This is a genomic window from Fimbriimonadia bacterium, from assembly GCA_039961735.1.
Taxonomy (GTDB): domain Bacteria; phylum Armatimonadota; class Fimbriimonadia; order Fimbriimonadales; family JABRVX01; genus JABRVX01.
The window spans coordinates 29,262-45,653 of the sequence record JABRVX010000020.1 but is presented as its reverse complement, the minus strand read 5'-3'; the positions used below and the strand labels follow the sequence as shown (position 1 = coordinate 45,653).

9 protein-coding genes are annotated in these 16,392 nt (G+C 61.1%); 6 read left to right on the top strand and 3 right to left on the bottom strand.

What is annotated here, in order from left to right; all coding sequences use genetic code 11:
• Nucleotides 1-313 precede the first annotated feature (313 nt).
• The gene (locus HRF45_06770; protein MEP0766228.1) at nucleotides 314-1,870 is read right to left on the bottom strand and encodes a calcineurin-like phosphoesterase C-terminal domain-containing protein; all 1,557 of its coding nucleotides are present in this window, start codon (nucleotides 1,868-1,870) and stop codon (nucleotides 314-316) included.
• A gap of 126 nt (nucleotides 1,871-1,996) precedes the next feature.
• Between HRF45_06770 and HRF45_06765 the strand changes: the two genes are divergently transcribed.
• The 6 genes from HRF45_06765 to msrB are packed head-to-tail and all read left to right on the top strand — an operon-like array spanning nucleotide 1,997 to nucleotide 12,454.
• A complete protein-coding gene (locus HRF45_06765) occupies nucleotides 1,997-3,070 on the top strand; it encodes a substrate-binding domain-containing protein (GenBank protein ID MEP0766227.1) in 1,074 nt (357 codons plus the stop codon).
• Nucleotides 3,071-3,081: 11 nt separating this feature from the next.
• Complete coding sequence (locus HRF45_06760; protein ID MEP0766226.1) at nucleotides 3,082-4,587, top strand: sugar ABC transporter ATP-binding protein; 1,506 nt, start codon at nucleotides 3,082-3,084, stop codon at nucleotides 4,585-4,587.
• The gene (locus HRF45_06755) at nucleotides 4,584-5,585 is read left to right on the top strand and encodes an ABC transporter permease (GenBank protein MEP0766225.1); all 1,002 of its coding nucleotides are present in this window, start codon (nucleotides 4,584-4,586) and stop codon (nucleotides 5,583-5,585) included. The genes HRF45_06760 and HRF45_06755 overlap by 4 nt, the downstream gene beginning before the upstream one ends.
• Nucleotides 5,582-8,734: a hypothetical protein gene (locus HRF45_06750; protein ID MEP0766224.1), complete on the top strand. Its 3,153-nt coding sequence runs from the start codon at nucleotides 5,582-5,584 to the stop codon at nucleotides 8,732-8,734. The genes HRF45_06755 and HRF45_06750 overlap by 4 nt, the downstream gene beginning before the upstream one ends.
• A 31-nt stretch (nucleotides 8,735-8,765) precedes the next feature.
• A complete protein-coding gene (locus HRF45_06745; protein ID MEP0766223.1) occupies nucleotides 8,766-11,993 on the top strand; it encodes a hypothetical protein in 3,228 nt (1,075 codons plus the stop codon).
• 53 nt (nucleotides 11,994-12,046) lie between these two features.
• Nucleotides 12,047-12,454 (top strand): peptide-methionine (R)-S-oxide reductase MsrB, encoded by a 408-nt coding sequence (msrB, locus tag HRF45_06740; protein MEP0766222.1) that lies wholly within the window; start codon nucleotides 12,047-12,049, stop codon nucleotides 12,452-12,454.
• On the opposite strand, the gene HRF45_06735 is transcribed toward msrB, so the two are convergent.
• Both HRF45_06735 and HRF45_06730 read right to left on the bottom strand, forming a co-directional pair.
• Nucleotides 12,451-15,240, bottom strand: coding sequence for a hypothetical protein (locus HRF45_06735; protein MEP0766221.1), 2,790 nt, complete (start codon nucleotides 15,238-15,240; stop codon nucleotides 12,451-12,453). The genes msrB and HRF45_06735 overlap by 4 nt on opposite strands.
• Nucleotides 15,241-15,556: 316 nt before the next feature.
• The gene (locus HRF45_06730) at nucleotides 15,557-16,255 is read right to left on the bottom strand and encodes a PEP-CTERM sorting domain-containing protein (GenBank protein ID MEP0766220.1); all 699 of its coding nucleotides are present in this window, start codon (nucleotides 16,253-16,255) and stop codon (nucleotides 15,557-15,559) included.
• Nucleotides 16,256-16,392 lie beyond the last annotated feature (137 nt).

Here is a 16,392-nt window from a genome sequence, read left to right as displayed (position 1 = left end):
CCTAGTTGACAAGCCCGGAGCCATCCCCTGCGCCGGATGAGCCACGATTCGATTATCAGTTCGCAGGTCGCTTCTGCCGGGCCGTGATGCAATCCGGCTTACGCAACGCAGTCGAATCTGTGTTCGAATACTTAGTCGTGCTAAGGCCGTAGGTCGGTACCCGCTTGCTGAGCGGGTCGGAAAGATAGGCCGTACCTCGTCGGCCGAGGCGGGCGACGCCGCCCCGGTAATCCTAGAAGGGATTGTAGCGATTTGCTCGCTTCCTGTCAAGCAAATACGCTTGGTAGCGCCCAGGATTCTCCCGAGATGCCGGTTAGTCGAGGCGGATTGCTCGGGTAGCTTCGTAGCGCCGCCCGTACACGTTCGTGACCCGCACGTCCACGAAGTTCATACCCCTCTTCAGGCCCGCAGGCAGCTTCCCTACCCACAGGTGCGGGGACTTCATTGGACGCGGCAGTTTCTTGAACGTCAGGCCCTGAATCGCCGCCTCGGCCTCGACAGCGGCAACGTAAGCGGGGTCCTCCAACAGGGCCTTCTCCAGCTTGACCCACTCCCCACCGCCGCATCGCATCTCCACCACGCAGCGCTCGGAGCCGTTGAACACGTTGACGTACACGTTCGTACCTGCCGCATCGGCCAGCGCCACGCTTTCTGGAAGTTGGATGTGCATTTGGTAGGCTGCGGGGCGCCGCGCCGCCTTGAAATCGAGGGAGACGCTATCTCTGGCGACGTGCAGGATCGAATAGCCATTGGGTGCGCCGTCTCGCATCGTCGTGTGCGGGATGCCGGTGATGTCTGGAACGCCGCTCCACCAGGAACCCGACACCGTGGCGCACACGACGTGGTGATGGGGTTCTTTGCCTCGCCATCCTAGGCTCTCGCCGATGAAACGGTGCTCGGCATAGTGCTCATGTCCTGAGAATGACCATACCTTGGGTCTCTCCTGAAGCACTCGGAAGAGTTGGATGCGCTCCGCTTCAGGCAGTGAAGTGATCGGGATGTGCATAAGCACCACGACGACTCGGTCTTTGGGCACCATCGCAAGGTCTCGCTCGATCCAGGCGACCTGCTCAGCCCCGAGCCCGGCCTTGTAGTACCCGTTCTGCGACCCCACCCAGTTAATGTCATCCAGAACCAAGAAGTGCGTGCGACCATAGTCGAAGGAATAGTAATTAGGGCCGAATAGCCGCTCGAACGTCTCGTCCGAGTACTTGTCCTCGTTGGCATCCTGGTTCGTGTCGTGATTGCCGATGACGTAGTACCATGGAATGCCGACTCGCCCTATGGCCTGAACGACGGGCGTAAGAAGATTCAGCCTATCGAAGACGATGTCTCCGAGTGTCACTCCGAACGCCGCATCCGTGCCGACCAGTTCCGCTACCACGTCGTTCGCCACGTATCCTACTTCAGTCTCGGAGAGTGGTTGTGTATCAGCAAACAGAATCACCTTGAATTGGTCGCTCTCCTTGCGAGGACGCAGGGGGAAGTCTATCGAGCGCGGGAGAGGGCCTGTCGGTGACACGCCTGGGTAGCGAGACTTCGTGGAGCCGTTCGGCTTGTGCGTGTAGTAGAAGCGCGGCACTCCGTTCTCGTCGGTAGGGGTAGCCCAGCCGCTCGGCTTGACGACGAAAAACGTGGTGTCGTCGGCAGCCGGGAGCTTCCAAGCCCCGCTCCTGTCCGTTTTCACCACTTCGCGCTGGTTGGATACGACGATGCCTGCGAGGCCCTCCTCGCCTGCATCGCGCCTGCCGTTGCCATTGCGATCGTGGAACACGAAACCGGCTGCGGTGGCTTGCGCCAAGCCCTGGAGTGTGAACGCGAGCAGCAGGAACAGAACTGGGAACACGCGGCGCTCGATGAGACCTGTCATGACGACAATTGTAGCCCCTAACTGCCGGACCGGTTTGCCCCGCACGCGCAAGGACCCAAATAGCGGGCCGGCGAATCGAGAGGTCGGCGCAGCGACGTCAGTGCGCCGGCGAAGGAGTGTGCACGGATGAGAAGGATTTCGTGGTTTGGGCTTCTGGTGCTCGTTATCGCCATCGGCGCTGGGTGTGCAAAGCCGGCAGGCGACACGGGCACGACTCAGCAACCGGGCGGCGACCAAGACGACGCGATGCAGGTGATCCAAGCCGGCAACATCACCATTCTGGGGACACGCACGGACCTCACCGACCGTGCCCGGGCAAAGCAGAACGTGGAAGACACGCTGGCCAGCCACAAGGACATCGGCTGCTTGGTCGGGCTATGGAGCTACAACGGGCCTGCGATCCTTTCGGCGGTCAAAGACGCTGGGCTCGGTGGCAAGGTGCCCATCGTGTGCTTCGACGAAGAGGACGACACGCTGCAGGGCGTGCTGGACGGGCACATCCACGCGACCGTGGTGCAGCAGCCGTTCGAGTTTGGTTATCGGTCGGTCAAGGTACTTGCGGCCCTGGCACAGGGTGACAAGTCGGTCATTCCACCGAGCAAGAACATCATCGTGCCGGTGCAGGTGATCCGAAAGGACAACGCTCAGGCCTTCCGGGACAACCTGAAGAAGCTGCGCGCGGAAGCGGATAGGCCTGCTCCGCCGGGCGACGGGAAGATCAAGCTCGCCTTCGTCACCAACAACCCCTCGGACTTCTGGAAGATCGCGCATGCGGGCGTTCGGAAAGCGGAGGCAGAGCTTGGCATCGGCGTGGAGTTTCTCACCCCCGCCGAAGGTGTTGCGGACCAGCAGCGGATGGTCGAGGCGCTGATCGCGAAGCGTGTCAGTGGCATGGCCATCAGCCCGAACGATCCGGAGAACCAGGTGGAGATGATCAACCGCGCGTGCGAAGTGATGAACGTGATTTGTCACGACAGTGACGCACCCAAGAGCAATCGCCTGTGCTACATAGGGACCCATAACTACTTGGCAGGCCGCGAGGCGGGCAAGCTGATCAAAGAGGTATTGCCCAACGGAGGAAAGATCATGCTTTTCGTCGGAAGGATTGACGCGCAGAATGCCAAGGAGCGGAGGCAAGGCATTATTGACGAGCTTAAGGGTGCCCCAATACCCGACGAAGTGAAGGCTCTCGGAGGGTAGCGACTGCTTCTGTGACTCCCGAGTCTCCTCCGCTACTCGAGGTCTGCAAGATCACCAAACGATTTCCCGGCGTGGTGGCCCTGTCGGACGTGTCCTTGAAGCTGGGTCACGGAGAGGTACTCGCCGTAATCGGTGAGAACGGCGCGGGCAAGAGCACATTGATGAAGATCCTGGCGGGCGAACAACCGGCCGACTCGGGAGCCATCCTATTGGACGGACAGCCGGTGGCGATCGGTAGTGTAAGCGAAGCGACGGCATTGGGCATCGCACTGATCCATCAAGAGCTGAACCTCGCCGACAACTTGGACGTTGCGGGCAACGTGTTCCTTGGACGCGAGCCGCGCCGCCTCGGCATTGCGGATCGTAGGCGGATGGCAGTGCAGACTTGCGCGCTACTGGATCGACTCGGGCTCGATTGCTCACCCGAGGCCACCGTCTCCGATCTGCCCATAGGCAAACAGCAGATGGTAGAGATTGCGAAGGCGCTGTCCACCGATGCACGCATCCTCATCATGGATGAGCCGACCAGCAGTCTGACAGAGACGGAGACCGAGCGGCTGTTCGCGGTGATCGCCGACCTGCGCGGTCAGGGTGTTAGTGTCATCTACATCTCGCACCGACTGCGAGAAGTCACGCGTGTTGCCGATCGGGTCGTCGTTCTGCGCGATGGGCGCAATGCAGGCGAACTGACAGGCACCGACATCACCCACGAAAACATGGTACGCCTAATGGTCGGGCGTGATATATCCCAATTCTACGGGCGTACCTCTCACGGTACGAGTCGACCCGTGCTTGAGGTAGATGGCCTTCGACTGCAGACCAGACCAGGTCCCGCCCTTTCGTTGAGCGTGTGTGCGGGCGAGGTAGTCGGAGTGGCGGGCCTCGTCGGAGCGGGTCGGACGGAGCTGGCCCGAGCGATCTTCGGCATAGACCCCGTGGCAGCCGGGACGGTTCGCGTGGATGACATGGTCCTGCACGGCCACTCTCCCTTCCAATCAATCAGGGCCGGGCTCGCCCTCGTGCCGGAGGATCGAAAGTCTCAAGGCCTGATCCTGGAGATGGCGGTCAGGGAGAACGTGACCCTCGCCGGGCTGCGTAGGTGGCAACGAGCCGGTCTGGTTCGCACCTCGATAGAGACTGAGCTCGCTGAGCGCATGGTACGCGAACTGGACATCCGCACCCCCAGCATCGAACAAGAGACGCAGTACCTCTCTGGTGGCAATCAGCAGAAGGTGGTACTGGCGAAGTGGCTGGTCCTGCAACCGAAGGCGCTGCTGCTCGACGAACCCACGCGCGGCGTTGACGTCGGTGCGAAGGAGGAGATCTATCGACTCATCGAGCGACTGGCCGTTTCTGGCGTGGCGACTCTGATGATCTCGAGCGAGATGCAGGAGCTGATAGGTGTGTGTGATCGAGTGGTAGTTATGCACGAGGGGACAATCGCGGGCGAACTGCAGGGCGAGTCGATCACCGAAGAAGCGATCATGTCACTGGCTACCGGAGGTCGAGCGACGTGAAGAAGGTTCGAGGCATTCTCGCTCTGCTCGTCGCGGTGGTTGTGCTGACATCCATCCTGGACCCACGCTTCCTGAGCGCATACAACATCGGCAACATCGCGCGATGGACGGGGCTATTCGGCATCCTCAGCATCGGCGAAGCCATGGTGATCATCACCGGGGGCATAGACCTGTCCGTCGGTTCGATCGTCGGACTGGTAGGTTCCCTGCTCGCGATGATGCTTGCGTCGGGAGTGTCCGTGGGTGTTGGCCTGCTGGTAGTCCTAGGACTCTCCGTGCTGATCGGGGTAGCACATGGCCTATTGGTTACGAAGATGCGGCTTCAACCGTTCATCGTCACTCTTTGCGGCCTGCTGATTTATCGCGGTGCAGCGCGCTACGTGACGAAGGACGCGACGCAAGGTTTCGGGGTCGGCCATACGGAGCTCAAATACCTGGTGAAGGGGACCCCAATCTCATTTCCCGGTCCTGGGGGTGACGTAGTCGCAGTTCCCATGCCGTTCCTTCTGCTCCTGGCGATTGCCATCATCGCGGGAGTCTTCCTGCATCGCTCCGTATACGGAAGACACTTGTTAGCTCTCGGCCGGAACGAGCAGGCCGCTCGGTTCAGCGGCATCAACACGGGGCGGCTCATTTTGCTGGCGTACGTGGTGTCTGCGTTGCTCGCCGGGTTTGCTGGAGTACTTTTCGCGCTGGACGTGAACGCCGTGCAACCTGCGGGACACGGCAACTTCTATGAGTTGTATGCGATCGCCGCCGCAGTCCTAGGTGGCTGCAGTCTTCGGGGCGGTGATGGCACGATTCTGGGCGTGGTGATAGGCGCAGCGATTCTGCGCGTGCTCTACAACGCGATCAACGTGTTAGGTATTGCGACACAACTCGAGTTCGCGGTCATCGGCGCAGTCATACTCGTGGGAGTGGTCGTCGACGAGCTCGTCAAGCGGTACGCCGCGGCAAGGAGAACGCGACGAGAAGCGAGCGTGGAGGAGAAGATATGACGATAGCGGTGATAGCCTGCTTGCTGCAGACCCTGGCCCCACAGCACACGATGAACATAGACTCCGTTCTGGAGCGAGATGGTGACCGGTATGGCACGCTGGGCTCTACGGGTCGCCGGCTCTTCACGGAGCGTTTGGCTCCCGCCCCTGGTATGCGCGGCCACTTTTGCTACGTGCATTCCTCGAGGCTCCTCGACCCGCTGGCACTCGATCTGTCTATCGGTGGTGAGGTTCTGTATCCCTCAGACCGGAAGACCACCTGGCGGCCCAGTCATGTGGAGACTCGCTGGGGGGCATCGGACATGCAGATTCGCGAGAGGAAGATGATCACGGACGATGACGTGTTCCTGGACGTTGTCGAGGTGACCAATACCTCCGCCGAGCCGAAGTCGCTCGATGTTCGGTTGCGCAGCGGTATCGCTGGGCAAGTCGCACGCATGGGTGCGGTGTATCGCCCAGTTAGCATTCGCAGCGTGGCCAACGCCGATCCGTACCCAAATGGCGAGTTGTTCACTGGAGAGGACACCTACTTCCGCCTGTGGCAGGAAGCGGAGGCGTACTCGGCGATCCGAGGCTTCGGAGGCGAGGATCGCAAGGAATCCGCTTCTGGCGGTCTCGTGCTCGGCAGTGGGTTCGGTGGAGAGGCCGACCACTGGGTACAGTACACATTCGCTACACCTGCACTCCGAAGGCCTAGCATTTTAGTAAGGGTAGCAAGACACGACTCCCCTGGGGACGCCAGGGAGGGGTCGTGGCGCGTGCTGCTCGACGGCAAAGAGGTCGGTACTCTCGATCCGCCGCAGACCGGTGGGTGGGGTGAGATCGATGAGCACTACTATTGGCTTCGTGCGAGGCTGCCCACCATGTCCGCGGGAGTGCACGCTATTCGCTTCCAATCCACTCGGGCGGCCAATAACACGAACTTCGACGGCTTCTACCTGACGGAGGGGCTGTTCGATCCGTCCAATGTCCCTCATACCGCATACTCACAAGAGCAGAGCGAGCAGATTCAGTACATCCCTGGGAAGATGCGTATCGGCAGCGTGGAGTATGACACTCTGGCACCTTGGGACACTTCGGGCCGCGCGATCATCGTGTTGCGCGGTGATAGGGGGCCACGCCGTCCGGACCGCGTGGAGATTCCGGTAGCGGAGGGCCGGGGTGCGAGAGCCGTTCACCTGCTCGGCGGAGTCGGCGGATTCGTGCGCAGCGATCAGGCCGGAGTGGCCGGAAACGCGGACATGACCATAGTGCTGCGCTATGGCGACGGCACCAACACGTCGTTCCCAGTATTCCTCACTGGTCGAGAAGCGATGTGGTGGTCTCCGTTGCGCAATCTCTCCTTCCCCGTCGCGGAGGACAAACTGCTGCAGTCCATCGTGTTGCAAGACGGTGGCACACCCATCGCGCCGGTCGTGGTCGCCGTATCCCTGGAGGCTGCCACAGCACAGGGTTCGAAGGACCGTCTGGTCGGGTCGCACCGGTTCCACGACGTCCCGTCGGAAGCGGTCGGCGGAGGTACAGGGCTCGCGATGGGCGGTGTCGACAGCCTCGAGCGAACGGTGCGCCTCAAACCTGGCGAGACCCAACGCATCGTGATAGGCTGTGCAGTCGCCGAGACACAGGACGTAGCAGAGAAACGGCTGGCGGCGTGGCTCGCCATGGCCGATCCCTTGGCCAAGCACGTTGCGCAGTACCAGAAGTGGTTCGACGACAACTGCCCCACGTTCGACTGCTCCGATCCGTACATGACGAAGTTGTGGGCCTACCGGTGGTTCGTTACACGTCACTGCCTTTCGCGGGCAAACACGGGACGATTGCGCTACGATTGCTTCTTCGAGGGCATGCACGGAGGTTGGTACCCCACGCAAATCGCCTATTCCAGCCCGCACATTATTGACGAGGTGCGGTGGCTGCGAGATGCGCGCTACGCCTTCGGACAATCGCGCAATCACACGCAGAACGCCAATTCGAACGGCGTGTTCCAGTCGGTTCGGACGAACTGGGTGGGTGGGTGGTACACGAACTGGATACCCTTCTCTATGTGGGGTGCTTATCAGGTTCATCCGGACCGGAAGTTCTTGGAAGAGACGGTGGATGCGATGGCAGCCGATGTTCGCGGGCACTTCGTCGAGTTCGACTCGGACAAGGACAAGCTGTGCTCACCACCCAGCCACTGGCCCACGGGCATGGAGTGGCAGCCTGCCTTCTTCCACTTCAACGACTATGACAACTCCAAGCCCGAGGCGAAGCTGGAGCGAGCGGACTTAGTAGCCTATCACTACGGCAACACGCGCGCGACGGCGGATGCCTACCGCGCATTGCGGAAGCCCGACGAAGCGCTCGAGATGGACCGCATCGCACAAGACATGCAGAAGGCCGCGCTGGCCAAACTGTGGAACTCGGCGGATGCGTGGTTCTATGCGATTCGCGAGCATGACGATGCAGAGGCCAAGTGCCAGGAGATCGTGGGGTTCTATCCGTTCGCTTTCGGGCTCGCGCCGCCGGCGCTGGAGTTCTCCAGGGCATATCGGTTCCTGGCCGACCCGGAGTACTTCTGGAACCCGTTTCCTTTGGCGACGGTGTCGAAGAAGTGCCCCGCTTACACCCCCGCGCAAGAACAGTGGCCTGCCAAAGGGGGCGTTCACACCGGTTGCATGTGGAACGGGCCGACCTGGCCGCACGCGAACAGCCTAATCGCGAATGCGATCGCTAACGGTATCCGTGAGTACCCATCGTCGGAGTGGCTGGACCCGGACGTGTACCGTCGCTTCCTGGAGCGGTTCATCCGGCTGCATTTCGAGGATGGCGACCTGAAGCGACCTATGATCCAGGAGTACTACCATGGTGAGACGGGAGCTGGGTGGGGGTGCTATGACTACTTCCATAGCACCTACAACGACCTGATCGTCCGCCATGTGGTAGGTGTAATACCCTCGGAGGGGGATACGCTGATCATCGAGCCCATCCCATGCGGGCTGAAGTACTTTCGGCTGGATCGGGTGCGCTACCATGGACGTGACTTGTCTATCGTCTTCGATCCCGATGGGCATTACGCAGGCTCCGTCAAGGGGCTCAGCGTGTATCTAGATGAAAAGTTGGTCGCTACGCGACCCGACCTCGGCGAGCTACGGGTCAGCATCAAGTGACCGACCACTTCTCTACCCTAGGAGGAATGGTGTGATAATGGCGATCATTCTCTCGCTATCAGTGAGTGGCGACCTCGCCATCCCGAGAGCCGAGCACCCACGTCCGGACTTCGGTCGGACCCAGTGGCAGACACTCAATGGCACATGGCAGTTTTGTTTCGATCCGAAGGACGAAGGGCTGAGCGAGCGGTGGTATGAACCGAACGGTGGGCCGTACGATCGCACCATCCTGGTGCCGTTTCCCTGGGAGAGCAAACTGAGCGGCATCGAGCGGCCGGACTACGACGGAGTGGCGTGGTACCGTCGCGAGTTCACACTGCCCAAGAGCTGGGAAGGTAGACGCGCGCACCTCTGCTTTGGCGCGGTGGACTGGCATGCCACGGTGTGGGTTAATGGAAAGCTGGTCGGCACACATGAAGGTGGTTACTCGGAGTTCCGCTTCGACGTCACGGACTATTTGCGTTCGGGCCATCTCAACAGACTGGTTGTCAGGGTCTACGACGTCACCGACACGAGCACACCGATCGGTAAGCAGATTCCGAGTTGGTATACGTCTACCAGCGGTATCTGGCAGCCGGTGTGGTTGGAGACGACGGGTCCGGCCTGGCTAAGCACGCTGAGAATGACCCCCCTGGCGGACGACAAGCACGCCCCGACAGGCGTTATGCAACTCGACATGCGATTCGGTGGCGATGCCTCGCGTGTTACGAGTGTGGTAGTCGAATCGAAAGACAAAGCCTTTGCTCCAGTAACGATGCCGGCCAAAGATGGCAGTGCGACCGGTGAGCTGCGAGTGCCCTCGCCACGCCTCTGGACCCCCGAGCAGCCTAACCTGTACGCAGTGAGGATTCGCCTGCGCGATGCAGACGGCAAGGATCTGGACGTCGTCCACACCTACTTCGGCGTACGCACCATCGCGTGGGAACGGGCGCCCGGCAAGGACTACTCGCAGATTCTTCTGAACGGTAAGCCCGTATTCACTAACGGGGCGCTGGACCAGTCCTTCAACCCAGAGGGTATCTACACCGCACCCAGCGATACATTCATGCGTCGGGACATCGAGCTGGCAAAAGCAGCCGGCTTCAACATGCTGCGAATCCATATCAAGGCGGAAGAGCCGAGGCGGCTCTATTGGGCAGACAAGTTAGGGATTCTCATCCAGGCCGACATACCATGCTTCTACGAGGTAACAGAGGCTGCGCGACGACGCTTCGAGCAGGGCATGAGAGAGCAGATCGAACGCGACTACAATCACCCCTCAATCTACGGCTGGACGGTGTTCAACGAGGAGTGGGGCATCTGGAACCTAACACGGCAGACTCGCGAGCACCGGGTTGATTGGGTTGAAAGGATGTTCCACCTCGCAAAGGAACTCGACCCCACTCGGCTGATTCAAGACAACACAGGCTGGTCGCACCTGGTCACCGACCTCAACTCGTACCACTGGTACGGACGTGACGTAGACGGCTTTCGTCGGCACTATCAGAATGTCAACGACCGGGAGATCCGTGCTGGAAGCGGTTGGAACTATATCGCCGACCGCAAGCAACGGGGAGAGCCGTTCATCAACAACGAGTACGGCTACGTGTCTGCAGGTGATGGCGACGGGGACTGGACGTGGGGCACTCTGGCGGTCACGAATGCGATGCGCGGGCACGACCGAATGTGCGGGCTAACTTACACCGAGTTGACGGACATCGAGTGGGAGCACAACGGCGTGTACAACTATGACCGCTCGCCGAAGGAGACGGGATTCGAGGCGTGGTGCCCCGGGATGCGAGTGCGCGATCTATTCGCAAACGACTTCGTGGTGCTGGACGTGCCCGCCATCAAGGACGTCGCACCTGGTGAGAACGTAAGCGTGCCCGTCGCTTTGAGCCACTTCTCGCATCGCTCACTAGTGGGGGCGACCATAGAGTGGGAGGCGACCGTTCTGGACAGCGAAGGCGCCTCGTCATCGGTAGCAAAGGGTGTTCAGGCAGTAACTGGTGGAGTGCAAGGATCGCTCACGCCGCAGGACGACATTCGTTTCGGCGCTCCGTACCGAAGCGGCATCCTGACGCTGGCGACCAAACTGGTGACATCGGACGGCGTTTCCTTGCACCGGAACTACACACAGTGGCTCGTGGGTGATCCCGCATCACTTCCGCGAATACAGTCCGAGGGAGGCCATAGTGTCACCCTTCGTTTCAGGCCCGAGGACTGGGCGCAAAGCGAGTTCTCGCGAAGCGACTCTCCCGATCCACCCATCGCCGACAAGCACTACGGTCTCGGAGCGGGCACACTACGCTATGAGATCGCTGTCCCGAAGGGCCTGCCAATCGAGAAGCTGGAGTCCCTGCGCTTCGTGTGCGAGGTAGCCTCCAAGGCAGGGCGCGAGAAGGTGGATTGGCCCGAGCGCGTCAACCCTCAGGACTACCCGCAGACCGACGGCACGAAGTACCCTAGCAAGGTGGAAGTCCGAATCAACGGCGTGCATCTCACAACGTGGCAGTTACCGGACGACCCCGCCGATGCACGGGGTGTGTTGTCGCACAGGGCGGGGGTGGAGCGCGGGTCCTACGGCTATCTCATGGCAGCGCGAGCCGATGCGCGCAAACTGACAGAGATCAGACGATTGGCGCGCGAGAGCGGGAAGATCGAGATAGAGCTTCACGTACCCGAAGCGGTTGCAGGCGGTGTGGCAGTGTACGGAGCCAAGATGGGCCGCTATCCGATGGACCCATCTCTCCACCTGGTGTTTCGAGACCCCATCGCGCCCGCTGTCTCAGATCAGTCGGTGGCTACCAACCGCTATGTAGACCGTTTTCGCATTCTCTCGCCTTCTGCGCCAGAGGGAGGGGCGGTGTGGAGGTACACCACGGCCAAACCAGCCGATGGCTGGTCAGAGGTCAGGTTCGATGACGCAGAATGGTCCGAGGGGCGCTCCGGCTTCGGTACGCGAGGCACGCCCGGAGCAGTCATCGGCACCGTATGGGACGGAGCCGGCATCTGGCTGAGGCGCACGTTCGAGCACTCCGGCCCGATGCCAGAGGCCGTGTACCTACACGTTCATCACGACGAAGACTGCATCGTCTTCCTGAACGGCGTGAAAGTCTTCGAGGGCGCGGGCTTTCTCACCGCCTATCGTCGCGTAAAGCTCGCGCCCGAAGCAGCGGCAGCTCTGCGCGAGGGGCGGAACCTGCTCGCCGTAACCTGCCGACAGACGGGGGGTGGGCAATTCATTGACGTAGGTCTGAGTGCCGTAGTCGGGCGGTGATCGCAACAATCTGGGTGCCGAGCGCGTTCTGATGCTGGGGGGGTGTTTGCATCATGGCGGAGCTCGAGTACGAACGCAAGTCCGAGCAAGAGTGGCTCGAGCAGCTGGGGCCCGAGCGATACAAAATACTGAGGCGCAAGGGAACCGAGCCCGCCTTCACGGGTGCCTACTGGAACCAGAAAGACAAGGGCATCTACGTGTGTGGCGGCTGCGGAATCGAGCTATTCCGCTCCGAAGAGAAGTACGACTCCGGCTCAGGGTGGCCCAGCTTCTGGGACGCGGTGGACCGTGAGCGTATCGCACTACACGAGGACCGCAGCTTCGGCATGCACCGCATCGAAGCAACGTGTGCGCGCTGCGGCGGACACTTGGGGCACCTGTTCGACGACGGCCCAGAGCCGACCGGATTGCGCTACTGCATCAACTCGGCGAGCCTCGACTTCCGCCCGCGCGAGGACTAGTCACCCTTCACGAACTTCAGCTTGACGACGGCAGGCTCGCTCACGCGCAGGCCGTCAATCACTAACAGCTTGTACTCAGCCTCGCCTGGTTCATTCGGGGCCGTGCCCGACAGCTTCGCCTCTATCCCGAACACGGGCGCGACGTTCCCTCCCGAACGCACCCAACGGTAGTACAGCGACTGTCCCTCGGGGTCGCTGCTCTGAGAAGCGTCTATCTCGAACGCCTCTCCGCACCGCACCGTGATCTCGGAAGGTACCACCGCAATCGGCCGCCTGTTGACTTCGCGAATGGCTTCGGGGATCGCCTGACGGACGATGGGAGTGGTACCACTCACTGGCCGAAGGCTGGTACGAATGGGATACACGCCACGGATGCGCTCACCGCGGAAGAACGCCTCGTTCAGCTCGGTCAGCGGCAACCAAGCGAACTCCACCTGCTCGCCACACACTACTTTGATCAAGAGCAGCCCTTCCACCGTCCACACGTTGGGTGTGAATGCGGTGTCGGGTGGTGCGCCGGTGGTAGTCTTCGCGCGTCCGAAGGGGTTCCATACCGTCCATGCGTCCTCCACGAGATCGGTATCCGGGTCGTCCCAAGATTCATCAGTACTCTCCGGGAAGAGGTACCTGCCATCCTTGTCGGTGTTTCCCACGAACTTCGGCCGGTCGGCAAAGAACTTCGTGGTGGCGTCCTGCGCATCGGTCTGGGTCACGTGGTACACGTAGACCGCTGCGCCCGCCAGGGGTCTGTCCTCGTAGTCGTAGATCTGTAGGAAGTGCTCCCTCCACGGAATCATGCGACCCTGCGTTCCCCAAAAACGGCTGCCACGGAAGCCAGCGAAGTACTGCACCTGCCCCGCATGTGCGGGATGAAACCACAGGTGGCAGAAGTCCATTAGCGGGGTGTACCCGACGGCGCAGGGCACGTTGTTGGCTGTCGAGAAAGTAGTGACTCCGTCCGCACCTACCACCGGCAGCAGGGGTCCGCCACCATACTGTTTGCCATTCTCGTCACTTAGCAGCACATTCCACACCCTCACCGGATAGCCGTAGAGGTCGGGTAGCGCAAGGCACGTATGGCCGAACTCGTGGATGATAGCAGAGTCGATGGCCATCAGATTCACAGGCTCGTTGATTGGGAAGCCGCCGTCGTAGTACCGCTCGTCGAGCACCCACGGCTCCTTCTCCCATTCGCCGAGCTGAAGATCGTAGAAGTTGTCGATTCGCACCGCATCGCGAATGCCATCGGGACTGGTGGTCGGATAGACTGCCTCGCGCATCATCACCTGCAGCCGTTGCACCTCTGCATGCACCCAGTCGTAGTAGCTGAACGATCCGACTAGGTTGATCTTCTTCTCCGCATAGGTGTCCTCCCTCGCCTTAGGCGGGAACGCCATCCGGAGGGGTCTCGCGACGTTGAGGTCGCAACGCGTGTTGTTAGGTAGGCAGAGGTCGGGTGATGCGCTGGTGGGGTCCACCGTCACTCGCACCCACGTCGGCTCTTCGCGCCACTTCCAGGAGAAGCGGACGGTCGTCTGCTCGCGTGGTTCCAGGGACCTTATGGTCTTGAGCGCAACCTCCGTCGCGCGCTCGCCTTTGTCCAGGCGGAAGTTGCGGTTCGTGTCGGGCAGCAATTCGAATCGCACGAACACCTCGGGGGCCGAGCGGGCGAAACCGAAGTTGGCTATGTGCACGACAGTCTCGACGCGCTCGCCCGGAGCGGGCCGGTCCTTCGCCTCGTCCCAGGGATACCGCGGGAGCAGTTCCACCCACAGCACGCATAGGTCGGGCTGCTCTGCGGGTATCACTTCGATGTCATAGGTCGCGCGCATCCAGCGGAACTCCGCGGTCAGCCGGCACCGCCCGGCTTTGTGTCCTGTCACCAATCCGTTCTCGTCCACCGTGGCGATCTCGGGCTTATTCACTCCCCAGCGAATGAACGGCTTCGCATCGAACTCGGACCACTGCCCATAGCGCACCGCGAAGTCGGTGATGCGCTCGAATCCGCTCGGCAGTCTCACCTTCAGCCCGAACTGCTTCTGGTAGCCTGCAATCACCCTCTTGTCGGCGGGTACACAGCACGGTTCGTGGTCCACGCTGATCGCCGTAAACGGCGCGGTGCGAAACCAGTCGCGATAGATGGTCTCGATCTGGTCCGGCGGGTGCTTATCGTAGAGCTTGCCGCGAAAGATCAACTCATCCATCGCCGCGTCCGAGTCGCGATCGCCGATGACGACGCGCCGGTCGGTCATGGTGTCTAGGTCGAAGAACGTGTTATAGCCCGCTATACGCCCGTCCATCGCCACCTTGTCCACCCAGAGTGGCAGGCCGAGAGGCTTCCCTTCCTCATTGCGATACCAGCCGATGGCAATTTGGTGCCACTCGCCCTTCCGCCAGTGGCTAACATCCGTTCGTCCGACAGTCACGACAGCGGGAGAAGCCATCACGTATCGCAGCATGCCGGTCTCGGCCTTCTCCACCAAAATGCCGTTGCTATCCGGGTCTCCTAGTCGCAGCAACACGTGGCGTTTGCCGTCGTCGCCGTTCCAGTTCGGGCGCACCCAAAAACTGATCAATCCTTGGTCAGGTGACAAGAGTGGGTCTTCGATGGCCATCTCTCGCACGAGGTTCACACCCTTGCCTGCAGTGCCGGATGCCGAGGGTAACGGCTCGGCGGGTACTGCCAACCTAACAGCACCCGGGATATCCGCCTCCGTGAACCAGGGCAGGACCGCAACCGGTGCATCGGTCTGGACGGCAAATAAGGTGATAGCCAGCAACAACATTGGCGCACCTCCGGCTTGCGCGAAATCGAGCAGTCGTGGCGCATCCGTTCTCCGTAGGGCGAGCTGTCTCCTGTCGCTCGTGTCGTGGGCTGCCCTGATCGATCGGGGTCTGTACAGGTGAGAGTGGAGCCGAGTCATGCCCAGGCGCGGTCTTTGCGCCAAGCGCGCCGATAGGGTGGTGTCGGGCGGCGGACGCGGACCGGAGCATGGATATCTGGGGCCTCGGTATGGCAAAGCAGACGGGGCAGTCCCGAGACGTTGGGACTGCCCCGTTGTTACATCGGACCCGCAAGTGGGTCCCGCACCTAGGTGGTGACTAGCGTCGGCGTCGAACTAGAGCCAGCAGGCCCAGCCCGAGGACCGCCAGCGTGCCCGGCTCAGGAACCGCGTTGATGCGGTAGGCCGAGTTCGTGTTGACCGCCCAGTAGGGCCCCATGCCGAATCCGCCAGCGGGGTTGGCCTGGACGTTGTTGCTGTTCATCGGGAAAGTCCCAGCGAAGCCGGTGGTTTCGGCAATGCCAACCTGCCCAGCGCCGGAGAAGTTCATCACCGGGATGAGGCCGACCCAATAGGTCTGGTTGGGATTCAGGACGATGCTGAGGTTCGCGATCTGAACCAGGTGCATGTAGTTGTTAGCCAAGTTCCACGCGGTCACCGTGACCTGGCTTGGAAGCAGGAACACGCTGCCCGCATCGCCGACGAGGCTCGCACCAGCGGCTGCAGGACTCGTGTAGAAGTTCAGGCGATAGCCCGTGATCGGTGCGGGACCCGTCGCGCCGTTCCAGAAACCGATCACGGCGTCCACGTTCGTCACTTTGAAGGCGGATGCCGTCGTGGTGAAGTCGTCGATCGTCACGATGTCATAGACGTCGAACGCAGCCTCGAAGTCCTGCGATGCATGGATGTTTCCAGACTGGTAGGTGTTGTTTGCACCGATCTGGTCCATGATCACGACAGCTCGCCCGAGCGTAGCTGCAGCTACCATGGCGAAGATAGTGAGAGTTCGGATCTTCATTAAAGTGCACTCCTTTTCCGATTGGCACCAGAATACAGGAGGAGCGCGACCCGATCACAACACAAAAGCGCGACTGCGCTCAAAATAGCAGTGCCGCTATCATACAGCAGTTCTTTCGTTCCGTCAAGAGCGTCGAA

Coding starts and splice junctions, on each gene's coding strand:
- HRF45_06770 (MEP0766228.1), bottom strand. CDS start 1,870: ATGACAGGTCTCATCGAGCGCCGCGTGTTCCCAGTTCTGTTCCTGCTG.
- HRF45_06765 (MEP0766227.1), top strand. CDS start 1,997: ATGAGAAGGATTTCGTGGTTTGGGCTTCTGGTGCTCGTTATCGCCATC.
- HRF45_06750 (MEP0766224.1), top strand. CDS start 5,582: ATGACGATAGCGGTGATAGCCTGCTTGCTGCAGACCCTGGCCCCACAG.
- msrB (MEP0766222.1), top strand. CDS start 12,047: ATGGCGGAGCTCGAGTACGAACGCAAGTCCGAGCAAGAGTGGCTCGAG.
- HRF45_06735 (MEP0766221.1), bottom strand. CDS start 15,240: ATGTTGTTGCTGGCTATCACCTTATTTGCCGTCCAGACCGATGCACCG.
- HRF45_06730 (MEP0766220.1), bottom strand. CDS start 16,255: ATGAAGATCCGAACTCTCACTATCTTCGCCATGGTAGCTGCAGCTACG.